The sequence below is a fragment of the Pseudoclavibacter sp. VKM Ac-2867 genome (assembly GCF_015351275.1).
Taxonomy (GTDB): Bacteria; Actinomycetota; Actinomycetes; order Actinomycetales; family Microbacteriaceae; genus Pseudoclavibacter.
Map to the genome: position 1 here is coordinate 89634 of NZ_JADKSL010000014.1, position 26752 is coordinate 116385.

A 26752-nucleotide genomic window follows, 5' to 3' on the forward strand; every position below is an offset into this window, starting at 1 on the left:
TCTCTTCTGCGCTGAGAGCGAGCTAGGCGAGTTCAGCGGACTCGAGCAGCACGGTGAACGGTCCGTCGTTGACGCTCGCGACCTTCATCATCGCGCCGAACTCGCCGGTCTCCACGCGCACTCCACCGGCGCGGAGGTCCGAGACGAAGGCCTCGACCAGCGGCTCTGAGTGCTCCCGACCGCTCGCGAGCGACCAGGACGGGCGCCGCCCCTTGCGCGCATCCCCGTACAGCGTGAACTGGCTGACGACGAGCAGCGGCGAGCCGGTGTCGACGACGGACTTCTCGTCGTTCAGGATGCGCAGCCCGAGCAGCTTGCGGGCGAGCTTGGCCGCATCCGCCTCGGTATCCGCGTGCGTCACGCCGACGAGGACGAGGAGCCCAGCTTCGTCGATGCGGCCGACCGTGCGATCGCCGACCGTGACGCTCGCCTCGGTGACCCGCTGGACGACGAGCTTCACGCGCCAGCTGCCGTGTGCACTCGAAGCTGCGCGGCCTGCATGCCCTCGAGCGCGATGAGCTCGACCGCGTCTGCCGCGTCGCCGACGAGGACCGGGAGCACGTCCCGCTCGCTGCCGGCGAAGTCCTTCAGCACGAAGTCCGCAGCGTCCTGACGCCCAGGCGGGCGCCCGATGCCGACGCGCACTCGCAGGTACCCGGGATCGCCCAGCGCCGCGCTGATGTCGCGCAGACCGTTGTGGCCGCCGTGACCGCCGCCGACCTTGAGCTTCAACGTGTCGAAGGGCAGATCGAGCTCGTCGTGCACGACGACGACGTGGTCGACGTCGACCCCGTAGTAGTCGACGAGCTGCGAGACGGGGCCGCCCGAGGTGTTCATGTAGCCGTTCGACTTCGCCAGCACGAGCTTCGGGCCGCCGGGAGCCGTGCGCCCCTCCGCTACGCGAGCGTTCGCCTTGGTGTGCCGCGAGAAGCCGGCCCCGATGCGCTTCGCGAGCTCATCCACGACGAACTGCCCGACGTTGTGACGGTTCTTCGCGTACTTCTCGCCGGGATTGCCGAGTCCGACGACGAGCCAGGTGTCTGCTGCCATGCTGCAAAGCCTTTCATGAGAGGGGACGCGGCGGGCGGCGGCTCGTCCACGGATGATGGAACGCGAAAGGCGGGCAGCCGAAGCCACCCGCCTTCCGAAGATACGTCGAGTCAACGACGCCAGACGAGGAACTACTCGGCCGCGGCTGCTTCTTCCTCGGCGTCCTCGTCCTCGTCCTCGCCACGAGGCGTCTGGATCGAGACGAGAGCGACCTCTTCGGCGTCCTCAGCGAGCTCGACGAGAACGGTGCCCTCGGGGAGCTTGAGGTCTTCGCGGTGGATGAGCGTGCCATCCTCGAGGCCCTCGACCGAGACCTCGATGAAGCTCGGGATGGCCGTCGCGTCTGCGGCGACGAGGATCGTCGTCGCGTCCTGGACGGCGATCGTGCCCGGGAAGGGCTCGCCGATGAGGTGCAGCGGCACGTCGACCTCGACGCGCTCGCCCTTGCGGATGACCGCGAGGTCGAGGTGCTCGATGATCTGGCGCACCGGGTCGCGCTGGACGTCGCGGACGAGCGCGAGCTGCGTGTCACCCTCGATGTCGAGCTCGATGAGCGCGTTCGCCTTGCGGATGAGCAGCATCGTCTCGTGACCCGGGAGGGTCAGGTGGCGGGGGTCGGTGCCGTGGCCGTAGAGGACCGCGGGGATCTTGCCGGCAGCACGGATCTTGCGTGCTGCACCCTTGCCGAACGATTCGCGCAGTTCGACACTGAGCTTGTTGGTCTCTGCCATGTTGTCTCCTTGATGGTGGTTCTCGACAGACTGAGGAAGCGTGTGGAGGCCCATTCAAGGACACATCACCGCGTCGATCACGGGCCTTACGGCCCCTCGCCGAAGTTCAGCCCCCCACTTTACGCCATGACGGGCGCCGCGTGGTGCCGTTCCTCGAAACCACCGGATCGAGCTGCTAGAAGCCGACGGCCTTGCGCCAGCCGTGGCGCCTGGCGCTGCTGACAGCCGCACCAGCGCCCAGCATCGCGAACCCGAAGACGACGAGCTCGGCGGCGAGCAGCGAGACCGCCATGCCGGATGCCGGACCCGCGAACAGCTGGAATGTCGAGAGCTCCTCCTGCCAGAGGGGAGCAGCGACGAGCGCGGCCGTGATCTGCGCGTGCAGCAGGAAGCAGCCGAGTCCCGCGAGCACCGACAGCGCCCCGGAGACGACCGAGCCCGTACCGGAGAGCCGCATCGTGAGCGCCATGAGGAAGAAGCCGACGGCCGCGAGCATCGTGACGAGCATCGTCCACACCGGCGAGACACCCACACCGTCGCCGAGGAAGCTGCCCGCCGACGACGAGAAGCCCGAGACGATGATCAGCACGGGGATGGCGCTGAACGCGACCACGCAGATCGCGTAGAGCGGGACGGCAAGAAAGACCGAGCCGATGCGTGCCCACACGCTCGGGCTCGCCGACTCGCGGGCGCGTCCGCTTCGGCCCTCGCTGCCACGCGCATCCGCGAGACCCGACTGCTGACCAGCTCGCGGCGGCCGAGCCGCCGCGGCCGGACGACCAGGTGCCGCGGGCGCGGACACCGGAGCCGGCGGCGGTGCCTGCTGCGGGATGACGCGGGTCGACTCGTCGCTTCCCTCGTACAGGCTGGATGACGACGCCCGAGAGGTGGACGGCGTCGCACGAGTCCGCGGCATCGCCGTCGTGGGCTGCTCATCGGTGATGGCGTCGCCGTCATCGTCTGGGCGCCCGAAATCATAGGCTCTCGTGCGGGCGTCATGGTCAGCCACTGGAGTGTCTCCTGTCTTGGTGCTCGCGGTCACGCATGCAGCCAGCTATCGTCCTGGCTGTGTGCCGAATCCGGCGCCGTTTCGTCATGTTCGGAAATGGTTGCCTCGCTCGTGCCACAAGTCAGGGTACGACTGCCCGTCGTGCAATACCGTGGAGTGTCCCGTGCATCGCCCTGACGGGAGCTCGCATCCACTTTGAAAGAGACGCATCTATGACCACTGACGCTGCCCCCTCGATCTCCTCGGAAACCGGCTCGTCCCCAAGCGCGAACATCGGCGTCGTCGGCATGGCCGTCATGGGCTCCAACCTCGCCCGCAACCTCGCGAGCCGCGAGGGCAACACCGTCGCCGTGTACAACCGCTCGCCAGAGCGCACCCGCACGCTCGTCGCGGAGCATCCAGAGGCCGGGTTCGTGCCCTCCGAGTCGGTCGCCGACTTCGCAGCGTCACTCCAGAAGCCCCGCACCGCGATCATCATGGTGCAGGCAGGCGCCGGCACCGATGCCGTCATCAACCAGCTCGTCGAAGCGTTCGAGCCGGGCGACATCATCGTGGATGGCGGCAACGCCCTCTTCACCGACACCCGCCGCCGCGAGGCAGCCGTGCGCGAGACGGGCATCCACTTCGTGGGCTGCGGCATCTCCGGCGGCGAAGAGGGCGCCCTCAACGGCCCCTCCCTCATGCCGGGCGGCACCGTCGAGTCGTACGAGACCCTCGGCCCGATCCTGCGCACCATCGCCGCGGTCGCCGAGGGCGAGCCCTGCGTCACCCACGTCGGCACCGACGGCGCCGGCCACTTCGTGAAGATGATCCACAACGGCATCGAGTACGCCGACATGCAGCTCATCGCCGAGGCCTACGACCTCATCCGCCGCGGCACCGGCAAGTCCCCCGCCGAGATCGCGGAGATCTTCGCCGAGTGGAACAAGGGCGAGCTCGAGTCGTACCTCATCGAGATCACCGCAGAGGTGCTCCGCCAGGTCGACGCCGACACGCAGCTCCCGCTCGTGGATGTCATCCTCGACGCCGCCGGCGCCAAGGGCACCGGCGCCTGGACAGTACAGACCGCCCTCGACCTCGGCGTGCCCGTCTCCGGCATCGCCGAAGCCGTGTTCGCCCGCTCAGTGTCCTCCAAGCTCGAGCAGCGCGCCGCATCCCGCACCCTCCCCGGCCCCGACGGCTTCCAGGTCGAAGACGCCGACGGCTTCGTCGAGGACGTGCGCCTCGCGCTCTACGCGTCCAAGATCATCGCCTACTCGCAGGGCTTCGACGCCATCATCGCCGGCGCCGAGCAGTACGGCTGGGACATCAAGAAGGGCGACATCGCCGCGATCTGGCGTGCAGGCTGCATCATCCGGGCCCGCTTCCTGAACCGCATCACCGAGGCCTACGCCGAGAACCCCGAGCTCGTCGCCCTCGTCACCGCACCGTTCTTCCGCGAGGCCGTCGACACCGCGCAGGCAGCATGGCGCCGCGTCGTCGTGCAGGCAGCGCAGGCCGGCATCCCCGCCCCCGCGTTCTCCTCGTCGCTGTCCTACTACGACGGGCTGCGCGCCGAGCGCCTCCCCGCCGCCCTCATCCAGGGGCAGCGCGACTTCTTCGGCGCCCACACCTACAAGCGCGTCGACCGCGACGGTGTCTTCCACACCGACTGGTCCGGCGACCGCACCGAGCACAACGCGTAGCGAGCTCAGCGAGCCGCAGAAGCAACGCGCGAGGCCCCGGCCTTCAGGCAGCCGCCTGAGGGCCGGGGCCTTTCACGTGCGCGGCGAGGCGTGGAGCTCCCCCGCTGGGTGACTGCTCTGCGCTGCCGGGCTCTCACCCGCTCTGCGCTCTGCTCTGGCCTGCTCTGCGCCGGCCTGCTCTGCTCTGCTCCCACCTCCGGCTCCCCCTCTCCGCCCGCCGTGCCACCGCATCCGGAGCCGCAGACGTCAGCGAGACGCACCCTCACAACGGCGTGAGCGTGCATCTCGCCAACTCCTGCGGCCGGGGCCGGATGCGCCAGGCTGGGTGGGCGGGAAGGGGTGGGCGGCGGTGGTGGCGGTGGCGGGGCGGTGACGGCGGGCTGAAAACAGCGCAGAAACCTGAGAAGAGTCAGCCAGAAGCAGGCTCCCGAACGGAGGAGGATGCATCTGGCTGACTCTTCCACTCGGATGAGCGGGGACAGCCGGGTGAGCTGGGAAGCGGGCAGCTCAGACGGCGGCGGGCGCCTTGGCCTCGGTCGCAGCGAGCTTGGCGGCCACCGGTCGACGCGAACCGGTGCGGCCGTAGGTGAAGTAGAGCGGCAGGCCCACGAAGAGCAGTCCTCCGACGAGGTTGCCGACGACTGTTGGGATCTCGTTCCAGATGAGGTAGTCCAGGAGCGTGAAGTCTGCGCCGAGGAGCAGGCCAGACGGGAACAGGAACATGTTCACGATGGAGTGCTCGAAGCCCATGAAGAAGAACAGCATGATGGGCATCCACATGGCGATGACCTTGCCGGAGACGCTCTTGGAGATCATGGCGAGTGCAACTCCGGTCGCGACCATGGCGTTGCAGAGCACCGCGCGGACGAACAGCGTGAGCATCCCGGAGGCACCGTGCTCGGCGTAGCCGACCGTTCGGCCTTCGCCGATGTGGCCGATGGCCTCGCCCACCTCGTTCGGGGGTGTCGCGAAGCCGTTCGTGACGACGATGGCCATGAGGACGGCGATGGTGAAGGCGCCGATGAAGTTGCCGACGAACACGAGCCCCCAGTTGCGGAGCACGCCGCGGAGGGTGACGCCCGGCCGCTTGTCGAGCCAGGCGAGCGGGCCGAGCACGAAGACGCCCGTGAGGAGGTCGTAGCCGAGCAGGTACAGCATGATGAAGCCGACGGGGAAGAGCAGAGCGCCGAGGAGCGGGACGCCGGTCGTCACGCTGACGGTGACGGCGAAGGCCGCGGCGATGGTGAGGAAGGCACCTCCCATGGTGGAGCGGATGATGGTGTCGCGGGTCGAGAGGAAGATCTTGCTCTCGCCGGCATCGATCATGGTGGTGACGAGGTCGTTCGGCTTGACGTAGGACACAGGTTCCCTTTCGCTCTGGCGGTGCTCTGTGGCCGTGATCGGCCCGGTGTCCACACGCTATTCGCGTGCAGTTTCGGCCCCGTGGCTCGTGCGGTGCGTTCTGGTTTCCATTCCCTCTCGCCTCCGTCCGAGCCCTGTGAGAAGCGCCGTCAGACGAGTGCTGCCGGAGTGACGACGGCGTCGAAGCGCTCGAGGATGATCTCCGCGATGCGGTCGTCCACGCCGAGGGGCGCCGCCACGATGTCGGCTCCCGCCCCCGACACGCGGTCGTGGAAGAACCCCGGGGTGAGCAGGTAGCTGGCGATGCTGACGCTCGCGCCGGGTCGCTGGCGCCTGGCGATGTCGACAGCGGCGGGCACGCGGGGGTCGAGGGCCGCGCCGTAGCCGAGGACCGCATCCGCGCCGCCGATGCCGTTGAACTGCTCGCGCAGCTCGTGGAAGCGGGGCACGGCGGCGGCGGCCGTGGAACCCGCGACGGCGATCACGACTCCGTCTTCGGCACTGCCGCCAGCTTCGAGGAGACGGTCCCAGAGCAGCTGCGAGAGGCGCGCGTCGGGGCCGAGCGGGGCGGCCACGGAGGTGCCGGGGCGTGCGGCGACGGCTTCGGCGATGTCGACCTGCGTGTGGAATCCGACCGTGAGGAGCACGGGCACGACCACGACGTCGGCGTCCTCCGGGAGCCCCGCGAGCACCTCGACGAGGCTCGGCTGCTGGACGTCGACGAACGCTCCGACGACCTGCACGTCGGGCCGCAGCTGCTGGGCGCGCCGCAGCAGCTCACGGATGACGGCCTGCCCGTCGGTGTTGTCCGTCCCGTGGGATGCACCCACGAGGATCGTGGGACGCGGGCCCTGCTCGTTCATCTCGTGCTCACTCTCTTGGGCTGGGTTCAGCTCGTGCGGATGCGCAGTCGGTAGCCGCGCTTCACGACGGTCTGCACGATCGCTCGGTCGCCGAAGGATTCGCGGAGGCGTGCGACGGCGACGTCGGCCGCATGGGTGGTCGTCGGACTGCCCGGCAGTCTGGCGAGGATCTGCTCCCTCGTGACGACACCGCCCGGGTTGCCGGCGAGGAGGCGCAGGACGCGCAGGGCACCCGGCGAGAGCTCGATGACGTCGTCGCCGATGACGGCACAGCTGGAGCGGAGGAAGAGGCGGCCGGCTTCGGTCTCGATGCCTTCGGCCGCGCGCTGCGCGTAGTGCTCTATGAGCTCGCGGATGAGCGCGCCGAGCCGTCCGCGCTTCGGGACGACGGGTTCGATACCGACCGAGCGGAGCGGGGCGGCGGTGATGGGGCCGACGGCGACGGTCACGAGTGACCCGTCGCGGCAGCGCTGGCGGATGCGGTCGAGCGCGCCGCCGGTCTTCTCGGCGTCGTCCGCGTCAGCGTCGCCGGAGAACGACTCGAGCCAGGCGGAGACACCCGGCGCCGACGTGAACACGATCGCGTCGACCTCGCCGTCCGCCGCCTTGAAGGCCCACCGCGAGAGCAGCGCCGGGTCGGCGGGTGGCCCCCACCGGTAGACGATGAGGCTCTCGACGTCGGCCCCCGCGGCGAGGAACTCCTCATCGAGTCCGTCGGCTCCCGAGCCGTGGTGCTGCAGGGCGATGCGCGCGCCCTCGACGCCTTCTGCGAGCAGGAACTGGGCGAGTTCGGCGGAGGTCTCCGACTCGGCCACCCAGTCGGCGTTGAGCCCGGCCGCTTGGATCGCCCCGCGCGCCTTCGGCCCCCTGGCGACGATGCGCGCGTGGGAGAGCACCGCGACGAGGTCCTCAGCGAGCCCGTGCGCATCCGCTGCGTCGATCCACCCTCGGAAGCCGACGCCGGTGGTGGCGACGACGATGTCCGGAGGGTTCGCGATGACGCGCTTCGTCGCGTCGAGCAGGTCGGCGTCGTCTTCGACGGCGGTCATGGTGAGCGAGGGCGAGTGGCGGATGATCGCCCCGCGTCGTTCGAGGGCGGTCGCGAGCTCACCGGAGCGGCGGTCGCTCGTCACGACGACGACGACGCCTGCCAGGTGCTGTTCCTGGGGAGCGCGGGTGCGCGCACCGCTCGCTGGTGGGAGGCTCATGCTGACAGTGCGTCCTGTTCCTGGAGCGAACGAGTGGCCTGCAGGAGGCCGAATTGGGCGACTTCGCCGATGACGATGATGGCGGGGTTGACGACGCCGACGCTGCGCGCTGTGGCGTTGATCGTGCGGAGGCTGCCGCGCGTGACGCGCTGGCGTGGCGTGTGTCCGTTCTCGACGATGGCGACGGGCATGTCGTCTCGCACTCCGGCGTCGACGAGCTCGTCGCAGATGCGGCCGAGGGCGGAGACTCCCATGAGCACCACGAGGGTGCACGTGTCGCCCTTCACCGACCGGAGGAGTTCGGCTCCGAGCCGCTGGTGGCCGGTCACGACCTGGAATGAGTTGGCGACACCGCGGTGCGTGACCGGGATGCCTGCAGCGGCCGGGACGGAGATGGCGCTGCTGATGCCGGGGACGACCTCGACGTCGATGCCCGCTTCGTTGCAGGCGAGCACCTCCTCGCCACCCCGCCCGTAGACGAAGGGGTCTCCGCCTTTGAGGCGCACGACGACGAGCCCATGCTTGGCCCTCTCGACGAGGATGCGATTGATCTCGTCCTGCGGCACGGGGTGGTGCCCAGGCTGCTTGCCCACGTCGATGATCTCGACGTCGGCGGGCAGCTCAGCGAGCACCGAACGCGGCCCGAGGCGGTCGGTGACGACGACGTCGGCCTCCGCGAGGGCGCGTCGGCCGCGGAGGGTCATGAGGTCGGCGTCGCCGGGTCCCCCGCCGACGAGCACGACCCGACCTGTGCCTGCACGGTGGCGGCGCAGGTCGATGTCTCCGGCGCGCAGGTTCTCGGCGAGCTGGTCGCAGATGAGGCGGCTGCGGCGCGGGTCGGCGCCCTGCTTCGAGACGACGCCGATCTCGACGGCCCCTGCGTCGGAGGTGGCGGGGGTCTTGGCGCTGCCGGCGGATGCGTCGCTCGCGTTCACGCACCAGACGCGTCGCTCGTTGGCCCATTCGGCGACGAGCAGGTCGGTGGTCCTGTCGCCGGTGGCGGTGTGCACGAACCAGGCACCGTCGAGGTGGTCTGCGCGGACGGGTTCGGCGAGCCAGGTGACGAGCCCGTCGGCGACGAGCCCGCCGAGCGTGCCGCCGAGTTCGGGGGCAACGATGGTGACGGATGCGCCGGCCGTGACGAACTTCTGGGCGCGTCTCGCGGAGACGGCGCCCGCGCCGACGATGACGACGTCGCGGCCGGTGAAGTCGAGTGCCATGAGCGTGCTCATCGTGTGCCTCCGAGGTCGACGAGCACGGTGCCGTGCTCGATGCGGACGGGGTAGGTGAGGAGGGTGCGCTCCTCTTTGCCGACGCTGTCGAGGCATTCGCCCGTGGCGAGGTCGAAGACCTGCTTGAACATGGGCGAGGCGACGGTGAGCCGTCCGCCGCGAGTACCGACGAGGCCACGGCTCATGACCTGCGAGCCGGAGTACGGATCGGATTGCTGCACGGCGAACACCGACTCGTCGCCGAGGCGGAAGAGCGCGATCTGCGTTCCGTCGAGGATGGCGGCGACCCCACGTTCCGGGTGGAGGGCGCTCAGTGGGCACACGGCGACCCACTGCGCCTGCGCGGTCGCGGCGTCGGCCGCCTGCGTGTCGATGGCGATGCTCATCGTCGGACCTCCAAGGTCGTTCCTGCGATGACCGTGCCGGCGCTGCGGTCGGTGTCGTTTGCCGGGCGGAGCTGCCCGCGCTCTCGCACGTAGCCGAGCGAGGGGTCCGGCGTGGTGGGGGCGTTCACGAAGGAGACGAATCGCTCCATGACCTCGGGGTCGTTGAGCGCTTCCTGCCATTCGTCCTTGTAGTTGTCGACGTGGTTCGCGACCATGGCGTCGAGGTCCGCCGCGATGCCGAGACTGTCCTCGAGGACAACGGCGCGGAGGGTGTCGATGCCGCCGTCGAGGTCCTCGATCCAGCGAGCCGTGCGCTGCATCCGGTCGGCGGTGCGGATGTAGTAGCCGATGAAGCGGTCGATGGCGGTGATGAGCTGCTCGTCGTCGAGGTCCTCGACGAGGAGCTCCGCGTGGCGTGGCGTGAAGCCGCCGTTGCCGCCGACGTAGAGGTTCCAGCCCTTCTCCGTGGCGATGACGCCCACGTCCTTCGCGCGCGCCTCGGCGCATTCGCGTGCGCATCCCGAGACGCCGAACTTCAGCTTGTGCGGGGAGCGGAGGCCGCGGAAGCGCAGCTCGAGGAAGATGGCCATGGCCACCGAGTCCTGCACGCCGTACCGGCACCAGGTGGAGCCGACGCACGACTTCACGTTGCGCAGCGCCTTGCCGTACGCCTGCCCTGACTCGAACCCGGCGTCGATGAGCTTCTTCCAGATCTCGGGCAGCTGCTCGATGCGGGCGCCGAAGAGGTCGATGCGCTGGCCGCCGGTGATCTTCGTGTAGAGGCCGTACTCCTTGGCGACGGCGCCGATCGCGATGAGCCCGTCCGGGGTGACCTCGCCGCCGGGGATGCGTGGGACGACCGAATAGGTGCCGTCCTTCTGCATGTTCGCCATGACGTGGTCGTTGGTGTCCTGCAGGGCTGCCTGCTCGCCCTTGAGGATGTGCCCGTTGCCGAGGGACGCGAGGATCGAGGCGACGACCGGGCGGCAGATGTCGCAGCCGCGGCCCCCGTTGCCGTGCCGCTCGATGATGCCCGTGAAGGTGTGGAGGCCAGTGACGCGGACGGCGTCGAAGAGCCCGGCGCGGGACATCGCGAAGTGCTCGCAGAGCGCGTTGCTCACCTCGACGCCGGTCTTCGCGAGCTCCGTGGAGAAGATCTTCTTCACGAGCGGCACGCAGGAGCCGCACGCGGTGCCCGCGTTGGTGCAGGCCTTGACGCCCGCGAGGTCGGTGCAGGCGTGGTCGGTGACGGCACCGCGCACCGAGCCGACAGAGACGTTGTTGCAGGAGCAGACGGTGGCGTCGTCCGGCAGGTCGCCGCCGACCTCCGGCATGCCGTCGGCCGGCAGCAGGTACGCGGCCGGGTCGGTGCCGAGCTCGCGCCCGACCATCGGGCGCAGGGAGGTGTAGGCGGAGGCGTCGCCGACGAGCATGCCGCCGAGCAGCACCTTCCCGTCGTCGGACATGACGAGCTTCTTGTAGACGCCGCCGACCGGGTCGGCGTAGGTGACCTCGAGCGCGCCGGGCGACTCGGCGAAGGCGTCGCCGAAGCTCGCCACGTCGACGCCCGTGAGCTTGAGCTTCGTCGAGAGGTCGACTCCGGGGAAGGTCGCTTCTCCCCCGGTGAGGCGGTTCGCGACGACCTCGGCCATGGAGTATCCGGGGGCGACGAGCCCGAAGCACTCACCGTCGATGGACGCGACCTCGCCGATCGCGAAGATGTCGGCGGCGGATGCTCGGCAGGCGTCGTCGACCTCGATGCCACCGCGAGCGCCGAGCGCGAGCCCGGCGTCGCGGGCGAGCTCGTCGCGGGGCCTGATGCCGACGGCGAAGACGACGAGGTCGGCGAGTTCGGGTTCGCCGTTCGGGAAGTCGAGGCCCGCCGCGCGGCCTTCGGAGTCGAGGACGACGGCGCTGGCTCGTGAACCGGTGCGCACATCCACGCCGAGGTGCTCGATGAGGAGACGGAGGGCTTCGCCGCCGCCCGCGTCGAGCTGGGCGGACATGAGGTGGCCGGACGATTGGACGACGGTGCACTCGGCGCCGAGGGCGACCATGGCGCCGGCGGCTTCGAGGCCGAGGAGTCCCCCGCCGACGACCGCGCCGCGGACGGTGCGGCCGAGTCGCTGTGACAACTCCGCAACCTCTGCCTTGAGCGCGACCACGTCGTGGATGGTGCGGTACACGTGCACGCCGGGCGCATCCACTCCCGCGATCGGGGGCTTCGCAGCGGCGGACCCGGTGGCGATGACGAGCTCGTCGTAGTGCTCGGTCGCGCCGAGGGAGGTGACGAGGGTGCGGGTCTCCGGGTGGATGCTCGTCACGGTCTCGGAGGCGCGGAGCGTCACGTTGGGGTGCGACCACATGAGCGGCCTGCCCAGCTCGAGCGCGGCCGGGTCGACGCCCGAGAAGGTGCTCGTGAGCTGCACCCGGTCGTAGGGGCGCCACGGCTCGTCGCCGATGACGGTGATCGCCCAGACCCCATCGGAGTCCTGCGATCGCAGCGACTCGACGAAGCGGTGCGCGACCATGCCGGCGCCGATCACCACGACGTGGCGAGAGCGGGGCGAGGGGGTGGGCATGTCGTGAGCGTAGGTCTGGGATGTTTCGTCACCGTGCGGCGATTGTTTCGGGGTCATCACAGCTCGTCTCGGTGTGCTCGAGTGGGTGCGCGCATCGTGGCTCCTCCGTGGATGAACGGCGACGGGTGGTCGCTGACATGGTCAGAGCGTAGAAACCGCATGTTTCACGAGGCGCGTGCTGCTGTTTCCCCGAGGCAACTTCCTTGGCACGCGCGCTCGCGGAGGGTGTGAGAAGTGAGAAATGGGAAATCACTCTGGCGATGTCAGTGGGCTCCCGGGAGGCGAGGGCAGATGATGGATGCGGGCGGCGAGTTGCCGCGCCATCCCGTATCCCGCATTCCCCATAGGAGCGCAGATCATGACCTCCCCCCGCAGAGCACTTGTCCTCGTCGACGTCCAGCTGCAGTACTTCTCGGGGCCCCTCGAGATCCACCACCCGCCCCACGCTGATTCGCTTCCTCGCATCACGGCGACGATCGACGCCGCGGAGGCGGCGGGCATTCCGATCGCCGTCATCCAGCACTCGTCCGGAGATCAGGCTCCCGTGTTCAACCCGACGATGCCGGAGTTCGCGCTGCACCCCGACGTCGAGGCACGACGGCGGCCCGAATGGAAGGCGATCACGAAGCGCTTCAGCTCGGTCTTCGCCGAGACCGAGCTGCTCGCCTGGCTGCGGGCGGCCGACGTCGACACGGTGACGTTCGTCGGCTACATGACCAACAACTGCATCATCGCGTCTGCAGCCGCGGCTGAGGAGCTCGGCATCGACGTGGAGGTGCTCTCCGACGCGACGGGCGCGATCAACCTCGCGAACAGCGCCGGCTTCGCATCGGCCAAGACCGTGCACTCCACCCTGATGGCGCTCCTGCAGTCCAACCTGGCGGCGGTCGCGGCGAGCGGCGACTGGATGGCGGCCGTCGAGGCGGGGCGGCCACTCCCGAAGGACGACCTGCCGACCTCGGCCGTGGCCGGTGTCGGGCGTTCGGCCCATCAGGCTGGACAATAGTCAGGTGACGATCAGCACCACTTCTCGGCGGGCCGTGTTCCTCGACATCGACGGAACCCTGACGGACGGACTCGGCAACGTGCCGCCCTCAGCGGCGGCGGCCATCCACGCTGCCCAGTCCCGGGGCCACCTCGTCTTCCTCGCTACCGGTCGGAGCCCGCTCGAGATCGACCCCCGAGTGGAGGAGATCGGCTTCGACGGCATGGTCGCGGGCGCGGGCGCCTACGTGCAGCACGCGGGTACCTGGCTCGTGGACCTGCACCTGGACGAGGCGGACGCCCGCTCGCTCGCTGCCGAGCTGGACGAACTCGGCATCGACTACAGCCTGCAGGGGCGACACGGGATGCACACGACCGAGGGCCACCGTTCGCGCATGCGGCGCCTGCTCACGGGGTTCGGCTACACGGACATCGAGAACTCGGGCCTGCGGCACCACGTCGTCGACTCCGGCCCGATGAAGTTCGACCAGACCGCCAAGGTCGTGTTCAGCAGCGACGACGAGGCCTCCTTCGATCGAGTGCAGGCCCGGCTCGGGAGCGCGTACGCGATCGTCGGCGGCACCATGCCGGGCCTCGGCAACGGCGGGGGCGAGATCTCGATGCGCGGCGTCCACAAGGCGGCGGCGATCGAGGCCCTGCTCCCCGTGCTCGGCCTCGGCATGGAGGACACGATCGCCGTCGGAGACAGCGGCAACGACCTCGAGATGCTGGTCGCGTGCGGCGTTGGCGTCGCGATGGGCAACGGGACCGCCGAGGCCAAGGCTGCCGCCGACCTCGTCACCGGGGCTGTGGACGAGGACGGACTCCACGCGGCGTTCGTGCGTCTCGGCCTCATCGAGGCGCACGCAGGCCGGTGAGCTCACCGGCGGTCGGCGACACCTCGTCGGACACGCCCTAGAGCCACTTCTTCCATTTGAAGACCGACCAGAGGACGACGCCGAGCGCTAGCATCCCGAAGAGCGCGAGCGGGTACCCCCATTCGGCCTCGAGCTCCGGCATGTTCGTGAAGTTCATGCCGTAGACCGTGCCGACGAGGCTCGGGGCGAAGAGGATCGCCGCCCAGCTGGTGATCTTCTTGATCTCCTCGTTCTGGGCGATGCTCTGCTCGGAGAGCTTCTTCGTCTCCTCGCTCTGCGCGAGGCTGGCCTCCGAAAGTTCCCGCATGGCCTCGTTCTGCTGCTGCGTGACCAACGTGCTGTGCACGGTCAGGGCGTTCTCCAACAGCACGCGGAAGGAGTCGGCGCGCTCCGCGATGCGCAGCGAATGGTCGAGGACGTCTCGGTAGCGGGCGCGGAGCTCCTCGCTGGTGTTGTACTTCTCGGCGCCCCGCAGGAGCGCTTCGAGGATGGTTCGCAGTGGACTCGTCGCTCGCTGGAAGTTGATGACCTCGCCGAGGAGCTCGTAGATGCGGCGCGTGACGCGTTCGTCACCCGCGAAGAGCTGATCCTCGATCTCGTCGATGTCGTTCTCGAGGCCGGCGGTCACCGGACCGTATCCGTCGACGACCTGGTCGAGCACCGAGTAGAGGACGGCCTCGGGGCCGAGGCTCAGGAGGGCGGGACTCTGCTCCATCCGGTGCCGCACGTCTCCCAGCTCAGGGCGTGCCGCGTGCCTGACCGTGACGACGAACTCGGGGCCGACGAACAGGTGGATCTCACCGAAGTGCACCGTCTCGGTTGCATCGACGTACCAGGCGGGTCGCAGCACGACGAAGAGGGTGCTGCCGTAGCGTTCGATCTTCGGCCGCTGGTGCCCGACCCGTGCGTCCTCGACGGCGAGCGGATGCAGATCGAACTCCTTGGCGACCGCGTCGAGCTCCTCGTTGCTCGGCTGGAAGAGGCCAATCCAGGCCATTCCAGCGTGCTCGCGCAGCTTCTCGAACGTCTCGTCGAGTGTCACCGGGGTGAAGCAGCGACGCCCCTTCACGTAGATCCCATTGTCGATCAAGGCCATGGCTGCCCTCCTAGCGCGTCGGATGTCGATGGGGCTTCCACGGCAGCTGAGCGATCAGCCGCGGACCATGGTGCTGCCCCGCCGACTGACACTACTTCCTCGCACGTCGACAAGGAGCCGCCCCTGGATACGCGGGCAAGGGCGCCCGTCAGAGGGAACGCGCCTGCTGCCACTCCCGGAAGTCCTGCGCGATCTCGGCGGCGTGCGTGTGGTGGAGGTAGTGCTCCCCATCCACGGGAATGACCGTGCCGTCACTGACCTCGGCTGCCTGCCGCTCGTGGAGGCCCATCCAGTCGCCGTTGTTCGTGTTGTCGGCCTCCACGAAGAGGAGGAGCGGCAGCTGCTCTGGGAAGCTCGTGCCGACCGCGTTCCCGAAGTTGCTGCCGAAGTGGTCCATCTCGTCGAGGTAGGTCGGGCTGAGCGAGTTCCGATTGCTGATGAGCGTGATCTGCTCGCGAGCTTCATCGGTGTAGACGGGCTCGTCGTAGCCGACTCCCCCGATGGCGGTGATGACTCGCATGAGGCCGAGGTTCCTAACCGCTGCGAAGAGGCCCGTCGGGAACTCCTCGTCCATGCCCGGCTGACCGGGGACGCTGGTGTCGATGCCCACGAACGCCATCACCTCGTCGGGGTAGCGCTCGGCGAACTCGAGCCCGTAGATGCCGGCGATGGAGTGGCCCATGAGGATGTAGCGATCGACGCCGAGCTCCTGCAGCGCCGCGTGCACCTCCGCGACGACGTTCTCCGTGGTGCGCTCTCGATCCGTGCCGTCACTGAGCCCATAGCCGAACGGCTCGACGACGATGACGCGGTGATCCCGCGCCAGGTCGTCGACCAGGGGCTGGAAGTCGAGCACCGGGGATGCCGTGCCGGAGCCGGGCAGCAGCACGATCGTGTCGGCGGCGTCGCCCGCGACGAGGACGTTCATCTGGCGACCGTCGACATCCACCTTCTGCCCGTACTGCTCGATCCGGCCACTCTCGATCCCGGACGCCACCGCGTGCACGACCGTCGTCGACACCAGGGCGAGCGCGACCACCGTGCATACCGCCGCAACCCCGAGCAGCACTCTCTTCACGAACTTCTTCACGCACGCCTCTCCTGCGGCGCACCACGCGCCGACCAGATGAGTCTTCCGCTCGGCATTGCCGAGCGCATCGGCCGAAGGCGTGAGTTCTGGCCTTCAGCCGATGGCATCCTCAGGCGTGGACCGAGCGAGCGGCGGCGACGGCCGCGGCGTACGCCGCCGCGCTCTGCTTTGCAGTGCGTTCGAGGGTGCCGCGGTCGACGCTGAACAGGCCGAGCTTGGGGCCGTATCCGAAGATCCACTCGAAGTTGTCCATAAGCGTCCAGTGCTGATAGCCGAGCACGGGGACCCCCTCGGCGAGCAGCTCCCCGAGCGACTCGAGCGCCGCCGGGATGAACTCGGCACGCTGCGTGTCGTCATCGGTCTGGATGCCGTGCTCGGTCACGAGCACGGGCACACGGGACACCTCGTGCGCGTATCGAGCCGCGCCAGCCAGCGAGCCCGGCTCGATGACGGTGCCCATGCCGTTCCGCGGCCCCTCCCCCACGAAGGAGCCGCCCGGACCGTGCAGGTCGCGCTCGTAGTTCTGCACGCCGATGAAGTCGTCCTCCCTCGCGACTCGAAGCCAGTGGTCGTAGACCGCGGCCCGCTTCGCGTCGCGGCTCGACTCCCCGCCGGGGATGGCGACGTCGTCGCTGATCGCGATCGACACCCCGACCGGCAGCTCCGGGCGGACAGCCTTGATCGCGGACCTGGCTGCGAGGTGCGCGCGGGTGAACGCCTCCTGGAACTCTCCCTGGGCGGTCACCGGGATGACGTTCGAGGCGAAGTAGCGCTCGGTGCCCGCCGCTTCCGCTGCCGCCGCGAGCATGTCGAGCTTGAGCACTTCGAGCTCAGGTGGCAGCTTGCCGCCGGCTTGCAGGAGCTGCTCCAGGTTGGGTTCGTTCAGCGTGACGACGGCGCGGATGCGGTCGCCGAACCTCGTGACGACCCGAGCGCTGTGCGCCGCGAACAGCGACGCGGCGTCCTCGGCAAGCCACGACCCCGACGCTGAGAACCAGTGCGGGGCAGCGAAGTGGTTCAAGGTGACGATGGGTGCGAGGCCTCGGGCGACGCAGCCGTCGACCAGCGCCTCGTAGTGGTCGAGCGCGGCTTCGTCGATGACACCGCGCTGGGGCTCGACCCTCGCCCACTCCACGGAGAATCGGAACGAGTTCAGGCCGAGCCCGACAACGAGGTCAAGGTCGGACTCCCAGCGCGCGTAGCCGTCGCAGGCCGCCCCGCTGTGCTCGCGAAAGAGCGACGGCGCCGTGTGCTCGAGGAACCAGATGTCGCTATGGCGGTTGTCGCCCTCGTTCTGGTGGCCGGCCTGCGCCACGCCCCAGAGGAAGTCGACGGGGAATGAGGTGGTCATGTGTTGCCTTTCGGGGATTGCTGGGAAGCTGGCAGCGGAGCGAGTCAGCGCGCCGAGCGGACGAAGAGGATGGCGAAACCGCCGAGCACGGCCGAGACCGCGCCGAGGATGAAGAGGGCGGCGAAGTTCTGGCCGCCAGCGGCTCCGACGCCGACCGCGAGGATCGCGGGCGCGAGGGCGGAGACGATGGAGACGGGCAGGTTGTCGGCGATCTTGATGATCGCCAGATCCTTGGCTGGGTTCTCCGGGTCGGGCACGACGCGGGTCGCGAGGGCGAGCTCGACGGCGAAGTAGACGCCCTGTCCGAGGGCGACCACGCCGCACGCGATGAGGTAGACGCCGAAGTCCGGCGCCATGGCGGCGAACACGAGACCGGCACCGAGGATGACGGCGGCGGCGAGGATGAACGGCTTGCGGACGCCGAGCTTGTCGCTGAGCTTCCCGATCGCCGGTGCCACGGCGAGCGAAACTCCCGTGTTCACGATGACGGTGAGGAGGATGGCGCCGCCGAGCTCGGCAGGCGCAAGCCCGATGTTCATGAGCAGGTAGATGGCCTGGTAGCCGTTGAGGGCCGCGACGCCGGAGAAGACAAGCATGCGGCTCGTGAAGACCGCGGCGAAGTCGGGGAACTTGATCGGGTTGACCCAGAAGATGCCGAGCAGCTCCCGCAGCGAGCGGCTCGCGCGGCGCTCCTCGAACTGCGGGTCCCGGATGAAGAACGCGAGCAGCAGCACAGCAGCAACCGCAAACGCGGTTGGGATTCCAACGAGCGGGGTGAGGTCGGCGCCGAACGGGAGGGCGATCGCCGTGCCGAGGAGAGCGCCCATGGGGGTGCCGAGGCTCACGAACGCCGAGGCGACGCCGCGGCGGTTGGGCGGCAGCTGATCGGCGATCAGCGCGATCGTCACGATGCCGGTGGCGACGAAGCCGATCGTGATGAAGAGGTGCGCGGCGACGAACATCCACGTGTTGAGCGCGGAGACGAGCAGGATGCCACCGATGGTGAAGGAGGCTGCAGCCGCGAAGAGGAACGGTCGGCGTCGCCCGAACCGCGACCGCGACCGGTCACTGAGTGAACCGATGATCGGAAGCGCGAAGAGCGTCAGGATGCCCGCGATGCCGCTGGAGATTGAGATGATCGTCGTAGCCGCGTCAGCGTTGAGCTCGGTCGCCTTGAGCGTGAGCGTCAGCAGCGCCGCGGACATCTGGGCCGCTCCCGCGCCGACCATGGCGAGGACGACGAAGAACACGAAGCCGCGGCGCGGGCTGGCTTGCGCCCGGAAGGCCTCCGTGGGGGTCGGTTCGTGCACGGTGGTGTCGAGATCCGGGCCGTCTCCGCCGAGGGATGCCGCCGCCGAGGCGGTCGGGATCTGGGGTGTGGTTGGTGTTGTCATGTGGCTTCCTTGCCTGACGATGCGCCTGGGGCGTCTGGTTCTGCGGTGAACGAGGTTCCTCTGGCCGAGAGTGAGAGGAACGTAACACGAAAATATGCAGGTCTCAATATTTTCGCCCGGAAGCTGGTACCGTAACGCTGTGGCCGGACCAAGAGGCGAGTACAAGAAGAGCGCGATGCGACGCGAGCAGATCCTCGACGCCGCGTTCACGATCTTCTCGAAAGGCGGCTACACGGCGAGCTCGGTGAACGAGATCGCCCGCGCCGTCGGCATGACCCAGACCGGCGTGCTGCACCACTTCGCGGGCGGCAAGGTCGCCCTGCTCCGAGCGATCCTCGAGCAGCGAGACGCGCGCGCCCAGACGATCCTGGCCGAGCAGCACGGCCGCGATTTCCTCGCCGGTCTCGTCGAGATCTCCCGCACCCAGGAGACCCAGCGCGGCGCAGTCCAGCTCTACACGATCCTCGCGGCCGAGGCCACCGACCCGGACCACCCTGCTCACGACTACTTCATCGAGCGATTCACGCGCATCACCGGTGCAGTGGCCGCAGCCATCGCGGAAGTCGGTGACGCGAACGGCCTCGTCGACGGGGTCGACCCGAAGCGCACCGCCACCGAGCTCATCGCCATGGTCGAGGGCCTCGAACTGCTGTGGCTCAACGGACTCGACGTCGACATGGCGGAGGACATGCGCAGGCGCATCAACAGCATCCTCACGACCCCGATCTAGCCAGCGCTCGACCCCGAGCGCACCCCACCATCGCCTCCCGACGCTGACGAGGCGATGCGTCCCGTACCCGGAAACCTCCGCACCCGATATCGGGTGCCCCCGAAAGCGAAGGTCACCATGAGTGTCACCGTGCATCCCGTCACCATCGAGCACCACAGAGCGCCGTTCGGCATCGGGGAGGCGTCCCCCAGGCTCTCCTGGGTGACGGATGCAGCCCAAGCTGGCTGGGCGCAGGCCGCATACGAGGTGGAGATCAGCGACCCGGCATCGAGCCAGGCCGAGGCGAGCACGTTCACCACCGGCCGACGAGCATCCACGGAGCAGGTGCTCGTCGACTGGCCGACAGCGCCGCTCGAGAGCCGTGATCGCCGCTCCGTCCGAGTTCGGGTCTGGGGAACCGCGGACGATGTCGCGTCCGAGTGGAGCGAGCCCACCGAGCTCGAAGTCGGATTGCTCGACGCGAGCCTGTGGGAGGCGAGACTGGTCGAGCCCGAGCTGCCTGAGACGTCGGAGGCCGGCGGGCCGGTGATGCTGCTCCGCGGCGAAGTCGAGGTGCCGACCGGGATCGTGCGGGCGACGATCCGCGCAACCGCCCACGGAGTCATGACCCTGCGCGTGAACGGGCTGCCGGTCGGCGACGATGTCCTGCACCCCGGGTGGACGAGCTACGCCAAGCGCCTCCGCTATCGCAGCTGGGACGTCACCTCGATGCTCCACACCGGGGCGAACGCGATCGGCGTGCAGCTCGGCGACGGCTGGTACCGCGGGTACCTTGGCTTTGCGGGCCTGCGTGAGGTCTACGGCGACCGGACGGGCGCGCTCGTCCAGCTCGAGGTCGAGCTCGACGACGGCACCCGCGTGGTCCATGGAACAGACGAGAGCTGGCGCTCGTCCACGTCGCCGATCATCACCGCGGACCTCTACCAGGGTGAGACCTTCGACGCCCGCCTGGCCGTCTCCGGCTGGGACTGCGCCGGCTTCGACGACCACTCCTGGTCGCCCGTCGCCCTCGGTGAGCTCGATCTCTCGACGCTCGTCGCGCCGGACGGCCCGGCAGTGCGGCGCATCCAGTCGCTCGCCCCCGTCGAGACCATGCTGTCCCCTTCAGGGAGAACGCTGCTCGACTTCGGACAGAACCTCGTGGGTCGACTTCGCGTGCAGGTCCCCGCCGGCGTCGCCGGAGAACGCATCCGATTCCGGCACGCTGAGGTGCTCGAGCGCGGCGAACTCGGCACTCGCCCCTTGCGCGCTGCCAAGGCCACGGACGAGGTCGTCCTGGACGGAACCGCCTTCAGCTGGGAGCCCGAGTTCACGTTCCACGGGTTCCGCTACGTGGAGGTGGACGGCTGGCCCGGAGACGTCGACCCGACCGCGATCGAGGCCGTCGTCCTGCACACGGACATGCGGAGACTCGGCACGTTCGCGTGCTCCGACGCGCAGCTCGACCGCCTGCACGAGAACGTCGTGTGGGGCATGCGGGGCAACTTCCTCGACGTACCGACCGACTGCCCTCAGCGCGATGAGCGCCTGGGGTGGACCGGTGACCTGCAGGTCTTCGCGCCGACCGCCAGCTTCCTCTACGACACCTCCGGCATTCTGACCGGCTGGCTCGCAGACCTCGCCATCGATCAGCACGCGAACGGCAACGTCCCCGTGTACGTGCCCTGGGCGGATGTCGACCCCGAGCTGCCGCCGCTCGGCGCCGAGGCAGGCTGGGGAGACGCGGCGACCGTCGTGCCGTGGACCATGTACGAGCGGTCGGGAGATCTCGGCATCCTGCGCCGTCAGTGGGAATCCATGACGGCGTGGGTCGAGGCGTTCGCCGCGCGCGCCGGAGAGGAGCTCGACTTCTCGAGCGGCGGCTTCTCGTTCGGCGACTGGCTCGACTCGGCAGCGCCCGACGACCAGCCCTGGGCCGCCCGACTCCCTTGGCAGGCCGTCTCCACCGCCTACCTGGCCCGTTCCTCGCAGATCGCGCGCGACACGGCCGCCCTGCTCGGCGACACCGACGCACGCGCCCGGTACTCGCTGCTGGCTGACCGCGCGGCCGAGCGGTTCCGCACCGAGTACGTGACGCCGAGCGGTCGAGCCGCGTTCCCGTCGCAGACGGCCTACGCACTGGGGCTCTGCTTCGGACTGCTGCTTCCCGCCCAGGTCGAGCGTGCCGGAGCACTGCTCGCAGCTCAGGTCGCTGCCGACGGGTATCGGATCGGATCGGGATTCCTCGGCACGCCCCTGGTCTGCGATGCGCTCGCCGATGCAGGCCACGGCGCGACGGCCTGGGAGCTGCTCCTCCAGACGCAGAGCCCGTCGTGGCTGTACGCCGTGACCATGGGGGCGACGACGATCTGGGAACGGTGGGATTCGATGCTGCCGGACGGGACGATCAACCCGGGCGACATGACGTCGTTCAACCACTACGCCTTCGGCGCCGTCGCTGATTTCCTCCACCGCCGCGTCGCGGGCCTCGCTCCGGCCGCCCCCGGCTACCGGAGGCTTCGGATCGCTCCGCTTCCGGATGCTCGACTGGAGTGGGCACGGGCGTCGCTCGAGACACCCTACGGACTGGCGTCAGTCTCGTGGACGCTGGACGCTGGGGAGTTCGCACTGCACGTGGTGGTCCCCCCATCGACAGAAGCGGAGGTCCTGCTTCCGGATGGGTCGGCGGCCGTCACGGTGACCTCCGGCACCCACACCTTCTCGTGCTCCTTCCGGCAGCTCGAGGCGACCACGCGGTCCGCGAGCTTCCTGGACAGCCACGATCCGGTGCAGGGGGCTTGACGGGCAGGATCAGCGTCGACGGCCGCGGCTGCTCGAGCTCCGCTTTGAGCTTGCACCGTGCTTGGCCTTGCCGGACTTCTTGGACTTCGCGGTGTGCTTGGCGCGGGCGTCCGCCTGCTGCTGGCGCTTCTTCTTGGCGGTGCGCTTCTTGACGACGATTCCGAGCACGAAGGTGACGATTCGCAGGAACATGGGTGACTCGCTTTCGGGGGTGTGTTAACTGGCGCGGCCTGGCCGCCGATCGGCGGCCAGGCCGGCTGAGGTGATGGGTTCCGAGGCAAGGCGCCCGCTTGGAGGCGCGCCAGCTTCGTGTCTCGGACTACTGGACGCGCGCTTCTGCGGGCTCTTCCTGGTTGTCGTCGCTCGGCAGGTGCACGTCGTTGATGGTGACGTTCACCTCGGTGACCTCGAGGCCGACGATCGACTCGACGGCGCGGATGACGTCGGCGCGGACTCCGTCGGCGACATCCTGCAGCGAGACCGGGTACTCGGCCACGATCGTGATGTCGACGGCGACCTGCTTCTCGCCGACCTCGACGCTCACGCCCTGGCTCTGGTCGCTTGCGTTGAGCGCGTTGCGGATGGCGCCGATCGCGCGGGCCGCACCGCCACCGAGGTCGTAGACGCCGCGGGCTTCGCGGGCAGCGATGCCGGCGACACGGGCGACGACACTGTCTACGACGGTCGTCGTGCCGTGGGTGGATGCGAGCTCAGTGCCCGCGTGGCCGGACGTCACGACGCTCTTCGAGGCCGCATCCGTCTTCGGCGTTGCCACGGTGCTGGGGGTGGCGGAAGCGTTGGGGGTGACGTTCGTCATGGGATGCTCTCCTTGGTTTCGAGCCCTGGTGCCGGTGCACCGCTGTGGGGCGTTACAAGGGAGACGTGGGCCACCGCCATTGCGTCACAAAGTTCTCGAGCCTCTCGGCGAACGCTCAGGGAGGAGCTCAGCGCGCCCCTGCTTGCTCGCGGATGAAGTCGACGGCTCGCTCCGCGACCGTCATGACCGTGCCGACCGGGTTCAGCGCCGGGATCGTGGGGAAGACTGACGCGTCGGCGATGCGCAGACCCTCGATGCCGTGCACGCGCAGCCTCGAGTCGACCACCGCGAGCGCATCCCCCGCCGCGCCCATCCGTGCCGTGCAGGACACGTGGTAGACGGTCTGGTGCGTCGCGCGGAGCACTTCGGAGAGCTCCTCGTCGGACACGACGTCGGGGCCGGGGAACACCTCCCGCACGAGGTGCGAGGCGAACGGCTCCTGCTGCGCGACTCGGCGAGCGAGCTTGGCCCCCTCGACGAGCATGGCCTCGTCGCGGCCGTCCGCATCGGTGAAGTACCCGTAGTCGATGGACGGGGCCACGTCGGGCGATGGGGACGTGATCCACACGCGTCCGCGACTTCGCGGCTTCGCGACGTTCGGCGCGAGCGACACGTTGTTGGCCGGGATGTCCGCGCCGAACCGCTCGGCGTGCACCGTCCAGGAGTGGAGCGGGATGTGCGTCGAGATGTCGGGGACGGCGCTCTCTGGGTCGACGCGCACGACGTAGCCGGCATCCCAGCCCGTCGCGCACACCTCCGAGCGCTCGCCGCTCGCCTCCCAGACGACGAGGCCCTCCGCGTGGTCCTGGAGGTTCTCGCCGACCCCGGCCAGGTCGAGGATGGGCTCCACGCCGGCAGCTCGCAGGACATCGGCTGGGCCGATTCCGGATCGCTGCAGGAGCGCCGGGGTGTCGATGGCGCCGCAGCTCAGGACGACCTCGCGCCGCGCCGTGATCGGGTGCGCTTCGCCGCGCTCGGGCCGCACGAGGACGCCCGTGACACGGCCGCCCTCGATGATGACTCGCTCGACGATGGAGCTGAGCACGACGGTCAGGTTCGGCCGGTCGAGGTTGTCGTGGAGGTAGGCGCGCGAGCTCGAGGCTCGGTCGTTGCTCTCCGGGTAGTAGCCGATCTCGAAGAAGCCAGCGCCCTCGACGAACTCCTCGGCATTCCACCGGCGTCGCTGCGGAATTTCGAGCGCCGCGGCGGCGGCGGTCACCGCATCCTGGATGTACGGATTGCGGTCCGCATCCGCGACCGGAACCATCGGCGCAGCGATCCGGTCGAAGGCCCGGCTCACCTCCTCGTAGCCCCACCCCTCGACTCCCGCCGCCGCCCACTCCTCGAGGTCGCCGCGCAGGGGGCGCCAGCTGATCATGGTGTTCGCGGTCGAGCAGCCTCCGAGGATGCGCAGCCTGGCCTGACGGATGAACGAGTTGCCGCGGGCCTGCGGCACGCTGCGGTAGTCGAGGTCGTACTCGCCCTCGAGCATCTCGGCCCAGCGACGGATGCTGCCGGCTCGCGGCTCGTCGACGTCGCTGGGCCCAGCCTCGATGAGCGCGACGGTGACGCCCGGGTCCTCGCTCAAGCGCGACGCGACGATGCTCCCCGCTGTTCCGCCGCCGACGACGACGTAGTCGAACAGCTGCTGGACTTCTGCGTTCACGTGCGACTCCACTCGGTCGATGCCGGTCTGCGACTCGGGCTCGCTCCCAGCATCCAAGCATCGACCCTGGCGACGCAAATACGAAAGCCTGAAGACGTGCATCGCTTTCCATGATGCAAAGTCGCCTCAACATTCCTGAAACGAATGGGAAACGTCGGGGCTCCATCCTGGATGCTCAAGCGGAAGCCGCGCGATGAACGCCGCGGGACCCAGCCGCGGCGCATCTCGCGAAGCGATGCGGCTGATCGCCAATCGCTATCCACCGAGCGCCGCCGCGCGGCTAGGTTCGAAGCACGCAACCGCACTCCTTCCGCCAGATCTGAGGCCAGGACTGCGACGCGGCAACGACGCCGACCCCTGGAGTTCGCCATGCCCGAAACACCCGCAACATCCGTGGTCCAATTCGAGACCCGACACATCCTTCCCATTCCCGAGAACGAGCGGACCGGATCCGTCTGGTCGCTCTTCGCGATCTGGGTCGGCATCAACATGCTGCCCCTCACCGTCGTCACCGGGGCACTCGCCAGCGGCGGATTCGGTCTCTCGATCGGCTGGAGCATCGTCGCCATCCTGACGGGCAACCTCATCGGCGCGTTCGGCGCGGCCCTCCACGCCTCCCAGGGCCCGCACCTCGGGATCCCGCAGATGCTCCAGGCCCGTGCGCAGTTCGGCTACCTGGGCGGCAGCCTCCTGGCGGCCATCGCGCTGCTCATGTTCCTCGGCTTCTTCGCGAGCATCCTCGTGGTCGCGAAGGACAGCCTCGTCGCCGTCTTCCCCTGGCTCCCCGGCTCGCTGACCATCCCCGTGCTGGCCGTCGTCGGCATCGTCATCGCGATCGTCGGCTACGACCTGCTGCAGAAGATCATGAAGGTGCTCTCGACCCTCATCGCGGTGGCCGTGATCGTCGCGATGGTCGGGCTGCTCATGAATCCGGCGGTCACCTCCCAACGCGCCGAGGCCGGCTTCACCACGGAGGGCTTCTTCGGGATGCTCGCCATCGGCATCGTCTGGCAGCTCGCCTACGCCCCATATGTCTCCGACTACTCCCGGTACCTCCCCAAGAAGACGGGCCCCGCCGCGGCCTTCTGGGCGACCTACCTCGGGCTCGTCCTGAGCAGCGTGTTCGTCATGGTCCTCGGCGTGCTGCTCGGCGCGGCCAACCCGGAGAACCCGCTCGGCGCGCTCGCCGAGCTGCTCGGCCCCGTCGGCATCGTCGTGCTGCTGATCTTCGGCCTGACCGCCGCGGTCATCAACGCCGCCGAGCTGTACTCGGGTGTGATGTGCGCGCTCACCGCGGCGCAGTCGAGCTTCAGCCGCATCACGATCACGAGCCGCACCCGCGTGACGGCGACGATCATCTGCGGCGTCATCGCCACGCTGGGCGCGATGGCCGGCGACTCCGACTTCATGGTCGTCTTCCAGGGCTTCGTCGCGCTGCTGCTCTACGTGCTCATCCCCTGGTCCGCCATCAACCTCGTCGACTACTTCATCGTCCGAAAGGGCGAGTACGCCGTCGATGAGCTCTTCCAGCGCGACGGCGGACGCTACGGTCGCTGGAACGCCGTCGGCCTCGGCACCTATGCGCTCGGCCTTCTCGCGCAAGCACCGTTCATGATCTCCGCGTTCTACACGGGCCCGCTCGCGGCTCCCCTCGGGAACGTGGATGTCGCGTGGATCGTCGGCTTCGTCGTCAGCGCGGTCGCCTACCTGGTGCTCGTCAAGGTGACGAAGCGGGACGATGGCGACCTCGCGAGCCCATCCGTCGCGGCGGACTCCACCGTTCCCGGGGCCGTCGCCAAGGGCTAGCCGCGAACGGAGAAGGACATCGGGCCCGGAGCGAGTTCACTCGCTCCGGGC

General features: G+C 69.1%; 23 protein-coding genes. 6 read left to right on the forward strand and 17 right to left on the reverse strand.

The window, feature by feature from the left end:
* Nucleotides 1–22: 22 nt before the first annotated feature.
* The 4 genes from dtd to ITJ67_RS14010 all read right to left on the reverse strand — a co-directional run bounded on the left by dtd (nt 23) and on the right by ITJ67_RS14010 (nt 2790).
* Entirely contained in the window at nt 23–460 is a 438-nt protein-coding gene (dtd, locus tag ITJ67_RS13995) for a D-aminoacyl-tRNA deacylase (protein ID WP_160072429.1), read from the reverse strand.
* Nucleotides 457–1050 carry an aminoacyl-tRNA hydrolase gene (gene pth, locus ITJ67_RS14000; protein WP_194678036.1) on the reverse strand — a complete coding sequence of 198 codons (594 nt, stop codon included), beginning with the start codon at nt 1048–1050 and terminating at the stop codon, nt 457–459. The genes dtd and pth overlap by 4 nt, the downstream gene beginning before the upstream one ends.
* 131 nt (nt 1051–1181) lie before the next feature.
* Nucleotides 1182–1781 carry a 50S ribosomal protein L25/general stress protein Ctc gene (locus ITJ67_RS14005; RefSeq protein ID WP_160072433.1) on the reverse strand — a complete coding sequence of 200 codons (600 nt, stop codon included), beginning with the start codon at nt 1779–1781 and terminating at the stop codon, nt 1182–1184.
* Nucleotides 1782–1956: 175 nt separating this feature from the next.
* Nucleotides 1957–2790: a hypothetical protein gene (locus ITJ67_RS14010; RefSeq protein WP_194678037.1), complete on the reverse strand. Its 834-nt coding sequence runs from the start codon at nt 2788–2790 to the stop codon at nt 1957–1959.
* Between the two features lie 212 nt (nt 2791–3002).
* Between ITJ67_RS14010 and gndA the strand changes: the two genes are divergently transcribed.
* A complete protein-coding gene (gene gndA, locus ITJ67_RS14015; protein ID WP_160072437.1) occupies nt 3003–4475 on the forward strand; it encodes an NADP-dependent phosphogluconate dehydrogenase in 1473 nt (490 codons plus the stop codon).
* 507 nt (nt 4476–4982) lie between these two features.
* Here gndA and ITJ67_RS14020 read toward each other — a convergent pair.
* The 6 genes from ITJ67_RS14020 to nirB all read right to left on the reverse strand — a co-directional run bounded on the left by ITJ67_RS14020 (nt 4983) and on the right by nirB (nt 12108).
* Entirely contained in the window at nt 4983–5837 is an 855-nt protein-coding gene (locus ITJ67_RS14020; RefSeq protein ID WP_194678038.1) for a formate/nitrite transporter family protein, read from the reverse strand.
* A gap of 149 nt (nt 5838–5986) precedes the next feature.
* Nucleotides 5987–6700, reverse strand: a complete 714-nt coding sequence (locus tag ITJ67_RS14025) for a sirohydrochlorin chelatase (RefSeq protein ID WP_194678039.1) — start codon at nt 6698–6700, stop codon at nt 5987–5989.
* A 26-nt stretch (nt 6701–6726) separates the two neighbouring features.
* A complete protein-coding gene (locus ITJ67_RS14030) occupies nt 6727–7908 on the reverse strand; it encodes a uroporphyrinogen-III synthase (RefSeq protein WP_194678040.1) in 1182 nt (393 codons plus the stop codon).
* Nucleotides 7905–9140 (reverse strand): uroporphyrinogen-III C-methyltransferase, encoded by a 1236-nt coding sequence (gene cobA / locus ITJ67_RS14035; protein WP_194678041.1) that lies wholly within the window; start codon nt 9138–9140, stop codon nt 7905–7907. The genes ITJ67_RS14030 and cobA overlap by 4 nt, the downstream gene beginning before the upstream one ends.
* Entirely contained in the window at nt 9137–9526 is a 390-nt protein-coding gene (nirD, locus tag ITJ67_RS14040) for a nitrite reductase small subunit NirD (RefSeq protein WP_194678042.1), read from the reverse strand. The genes cobA and nirD overlap by 4 nt, the downstream gene beginning before the upstream one ends.
* A complete protein-coding gene (gene nirB / locus ITJ67_RS14045; RefSeq protein WP_194678043.1) occupies nt 9523–12108 on the reverse strand; it encodes a nitrite reductase large subunit NirB in 2586 nt (861 codons plus the stop codon). Before nirB ends, nirD begins: the two co-directional genes overlap by 4 nt.
* Before the next feature lie 358 nt (nt 12109–12466).
* Here nirB and ITJ67_RS14050 point away from each other — a divergent pair, with 358 nt between their 5' ends.
* Nucleotides 12467–13114, forward strand: a complete 648-nt coding sequence (locus tag ITJ67_RS14050; RefSeq protein ID WP_194678044.1) for an isochorismatase family protein — start codon at nt 12467–12469, stop codon at nt 13112–13114.
* A 4-nt stretch (nt 13115–13118) separates the two neighbouring features.
* Nucleotides 13119–13970 (forward strand): Cof-type HAD-IIB family hydrolase, encoded by an 852-nt coding sequence (locus ITJ67_RS14055; protein ID WP_194678045.1) that lies wholly within the window; start codon nt 13119–13121, stop codon nt 13968–13970.
* Nucleotides 13971–14007: 37 nt separating this feature from the next.
* Here the strand turns inward: ITJ67_RS14055 and ITJ67_RS14060 are convergent, their stop codons facing one another.
* From ITJ67_RS14060 to ITJ67_RS14075, 4 genes are all read right to left on the reverse strand, one after another.
* On the reverse strand, nt 14008–15066 hold the full coding sequence (locus tag ITJ67_RS14060) for a magnesium and cobalt transport protein CorA (protein ID WP_194678046.1): 1059 nt from the start codon (nt 15064–15066) through the stop codon (nt 14008–14010).
* A gap of 148 nt (nt 15067–15214) precedes the next feature.
* Nucleotides 15215–16156: an alpha/beta hydrolase gene (locus tag ITJ67_RS14065; RefSeq protein WP_194678047.1), complete on the reverse strand. Its 942-nt coding sequence runs from the start codon at nt 16154–16156 to the stop codon at nt 15215–15217.
* A gap of 109 nt (nt 16157–16265) precedes the next feature.
* The gene (locus ITJ67_RS14070; RefSeq protein WP_194678048.1) at nt 16266–17507 is read right to left on the reverse strand and encodes a glycoside hydrolase family 1 protein; all 1242 of its coding nucleotides are present in this window, start codon (nt 17505–17507) and stop codon (nt 16266–16268) included.
* Nucleotides 17508–17551: 44 nt separating this feature from the next.
* On the reverse strand, nt 17552–18901 hold the full coding sequence (locus tag ITJ67_RS14075; protein WP_194678049.1) for an MFS transporter: 1350 nt from the start codon (nt 18899–18901) through the stop codon (nt 17552–17554).
* A 139-nt stretch (nt 18902–19040) separates the two neighbouring features.
* On the opposite strand from ITJ67_RS14075, the gene ITJ67_RS14080 reads away from it, so the two are divergent.
* Together ITJ67_RS14080 and ITJ67_RS14085 are read left to right on the forward strand one after the other, a co-directional pair.
* On the forward strand, nt 19041–19631 hold the full coding sequence (locus tag ITJ67_RS14080; protein WP_194678050.1) for a TetR/AcrR family transcriptional regulator: 591 nt from the start codon (nt 19041–19043) through the stop codon (nt 19629–19631).
* Between the two features lie 117 nt (nt 19632–19748).
* Nucleotides 19749–22412, forward strand: a complete 2664-nt coding sequence (locus ITJ67_RS14085; RefSeq protein ID WP_194678051.1) for an alpha-L-rhamnosidase — start codon at nt 19749–19751, stop codon at nt 22410–22412.
* Between the two features lie 9 nt (nt 22413–22421).
* Here the strand turns inward: ITJ67_RS14085 and ITJ67_RS14090 are convergent, their stop codons facing one another.
* From ITJ67_RS14090 to ITJ67_RS14100, 3 genes are all read right to left on the reverse strand, one after another.
* Nucleotides 22422–22604, reverse strand: coding sequence for a hypothetical protein (locus ITJ67_RS14090; protein ID WP_194678052.1), 183 nt, complete (start codon nt 22602–22604; stop codon nt 22422–22424).
* A gap of 127 nt (nt 22605–22731) precedes the next feature.
* On the reverse strand, nt 22732–23229 hold the full coding sequence (locus ITJ67_RS14095) for an Asp23/Gls24 family envelope stress response protein (protein WP_160075224.1): 498 nt from the start codon (nt 23227–23229) through the stop codon (nt 22732–22734).
* Nucleotides 23230–23356: 127 nt separating this feature from the next.
* The gene (locus tag ITJ67_RS14100) at nt 23357–24952 is read right to left on the reverse strand and encodes a GMC family oxidoreductase (RefSeq protein WP_228502891.1); all 1596 of its coding nucleotides are present in this window, start codon (nt 24950–24952) and stop codon (nt 23357–23359) included.
* Nucleotides 24953–25264: 312 nt separating this feature from the next.
* On the opposite strand from ITJ67_RS14100, the gene ITJ67_RS14105 reads away from it, so the two are divergent.
* The gene (locus tag ITJ67_RS14105; RefSeq protein WP_194678054.1) at nt 25265–26701 is read left to right on the forward strand and encodes a purine-cytosine permease family protein; all 1437 of its coding nucleotides are present in this window, start codon (nt 25265–25267) and stop codon (nt 26699–26701) included.
* Nucleotides 26702–26752: the final 51 nt, after the last annotated feature.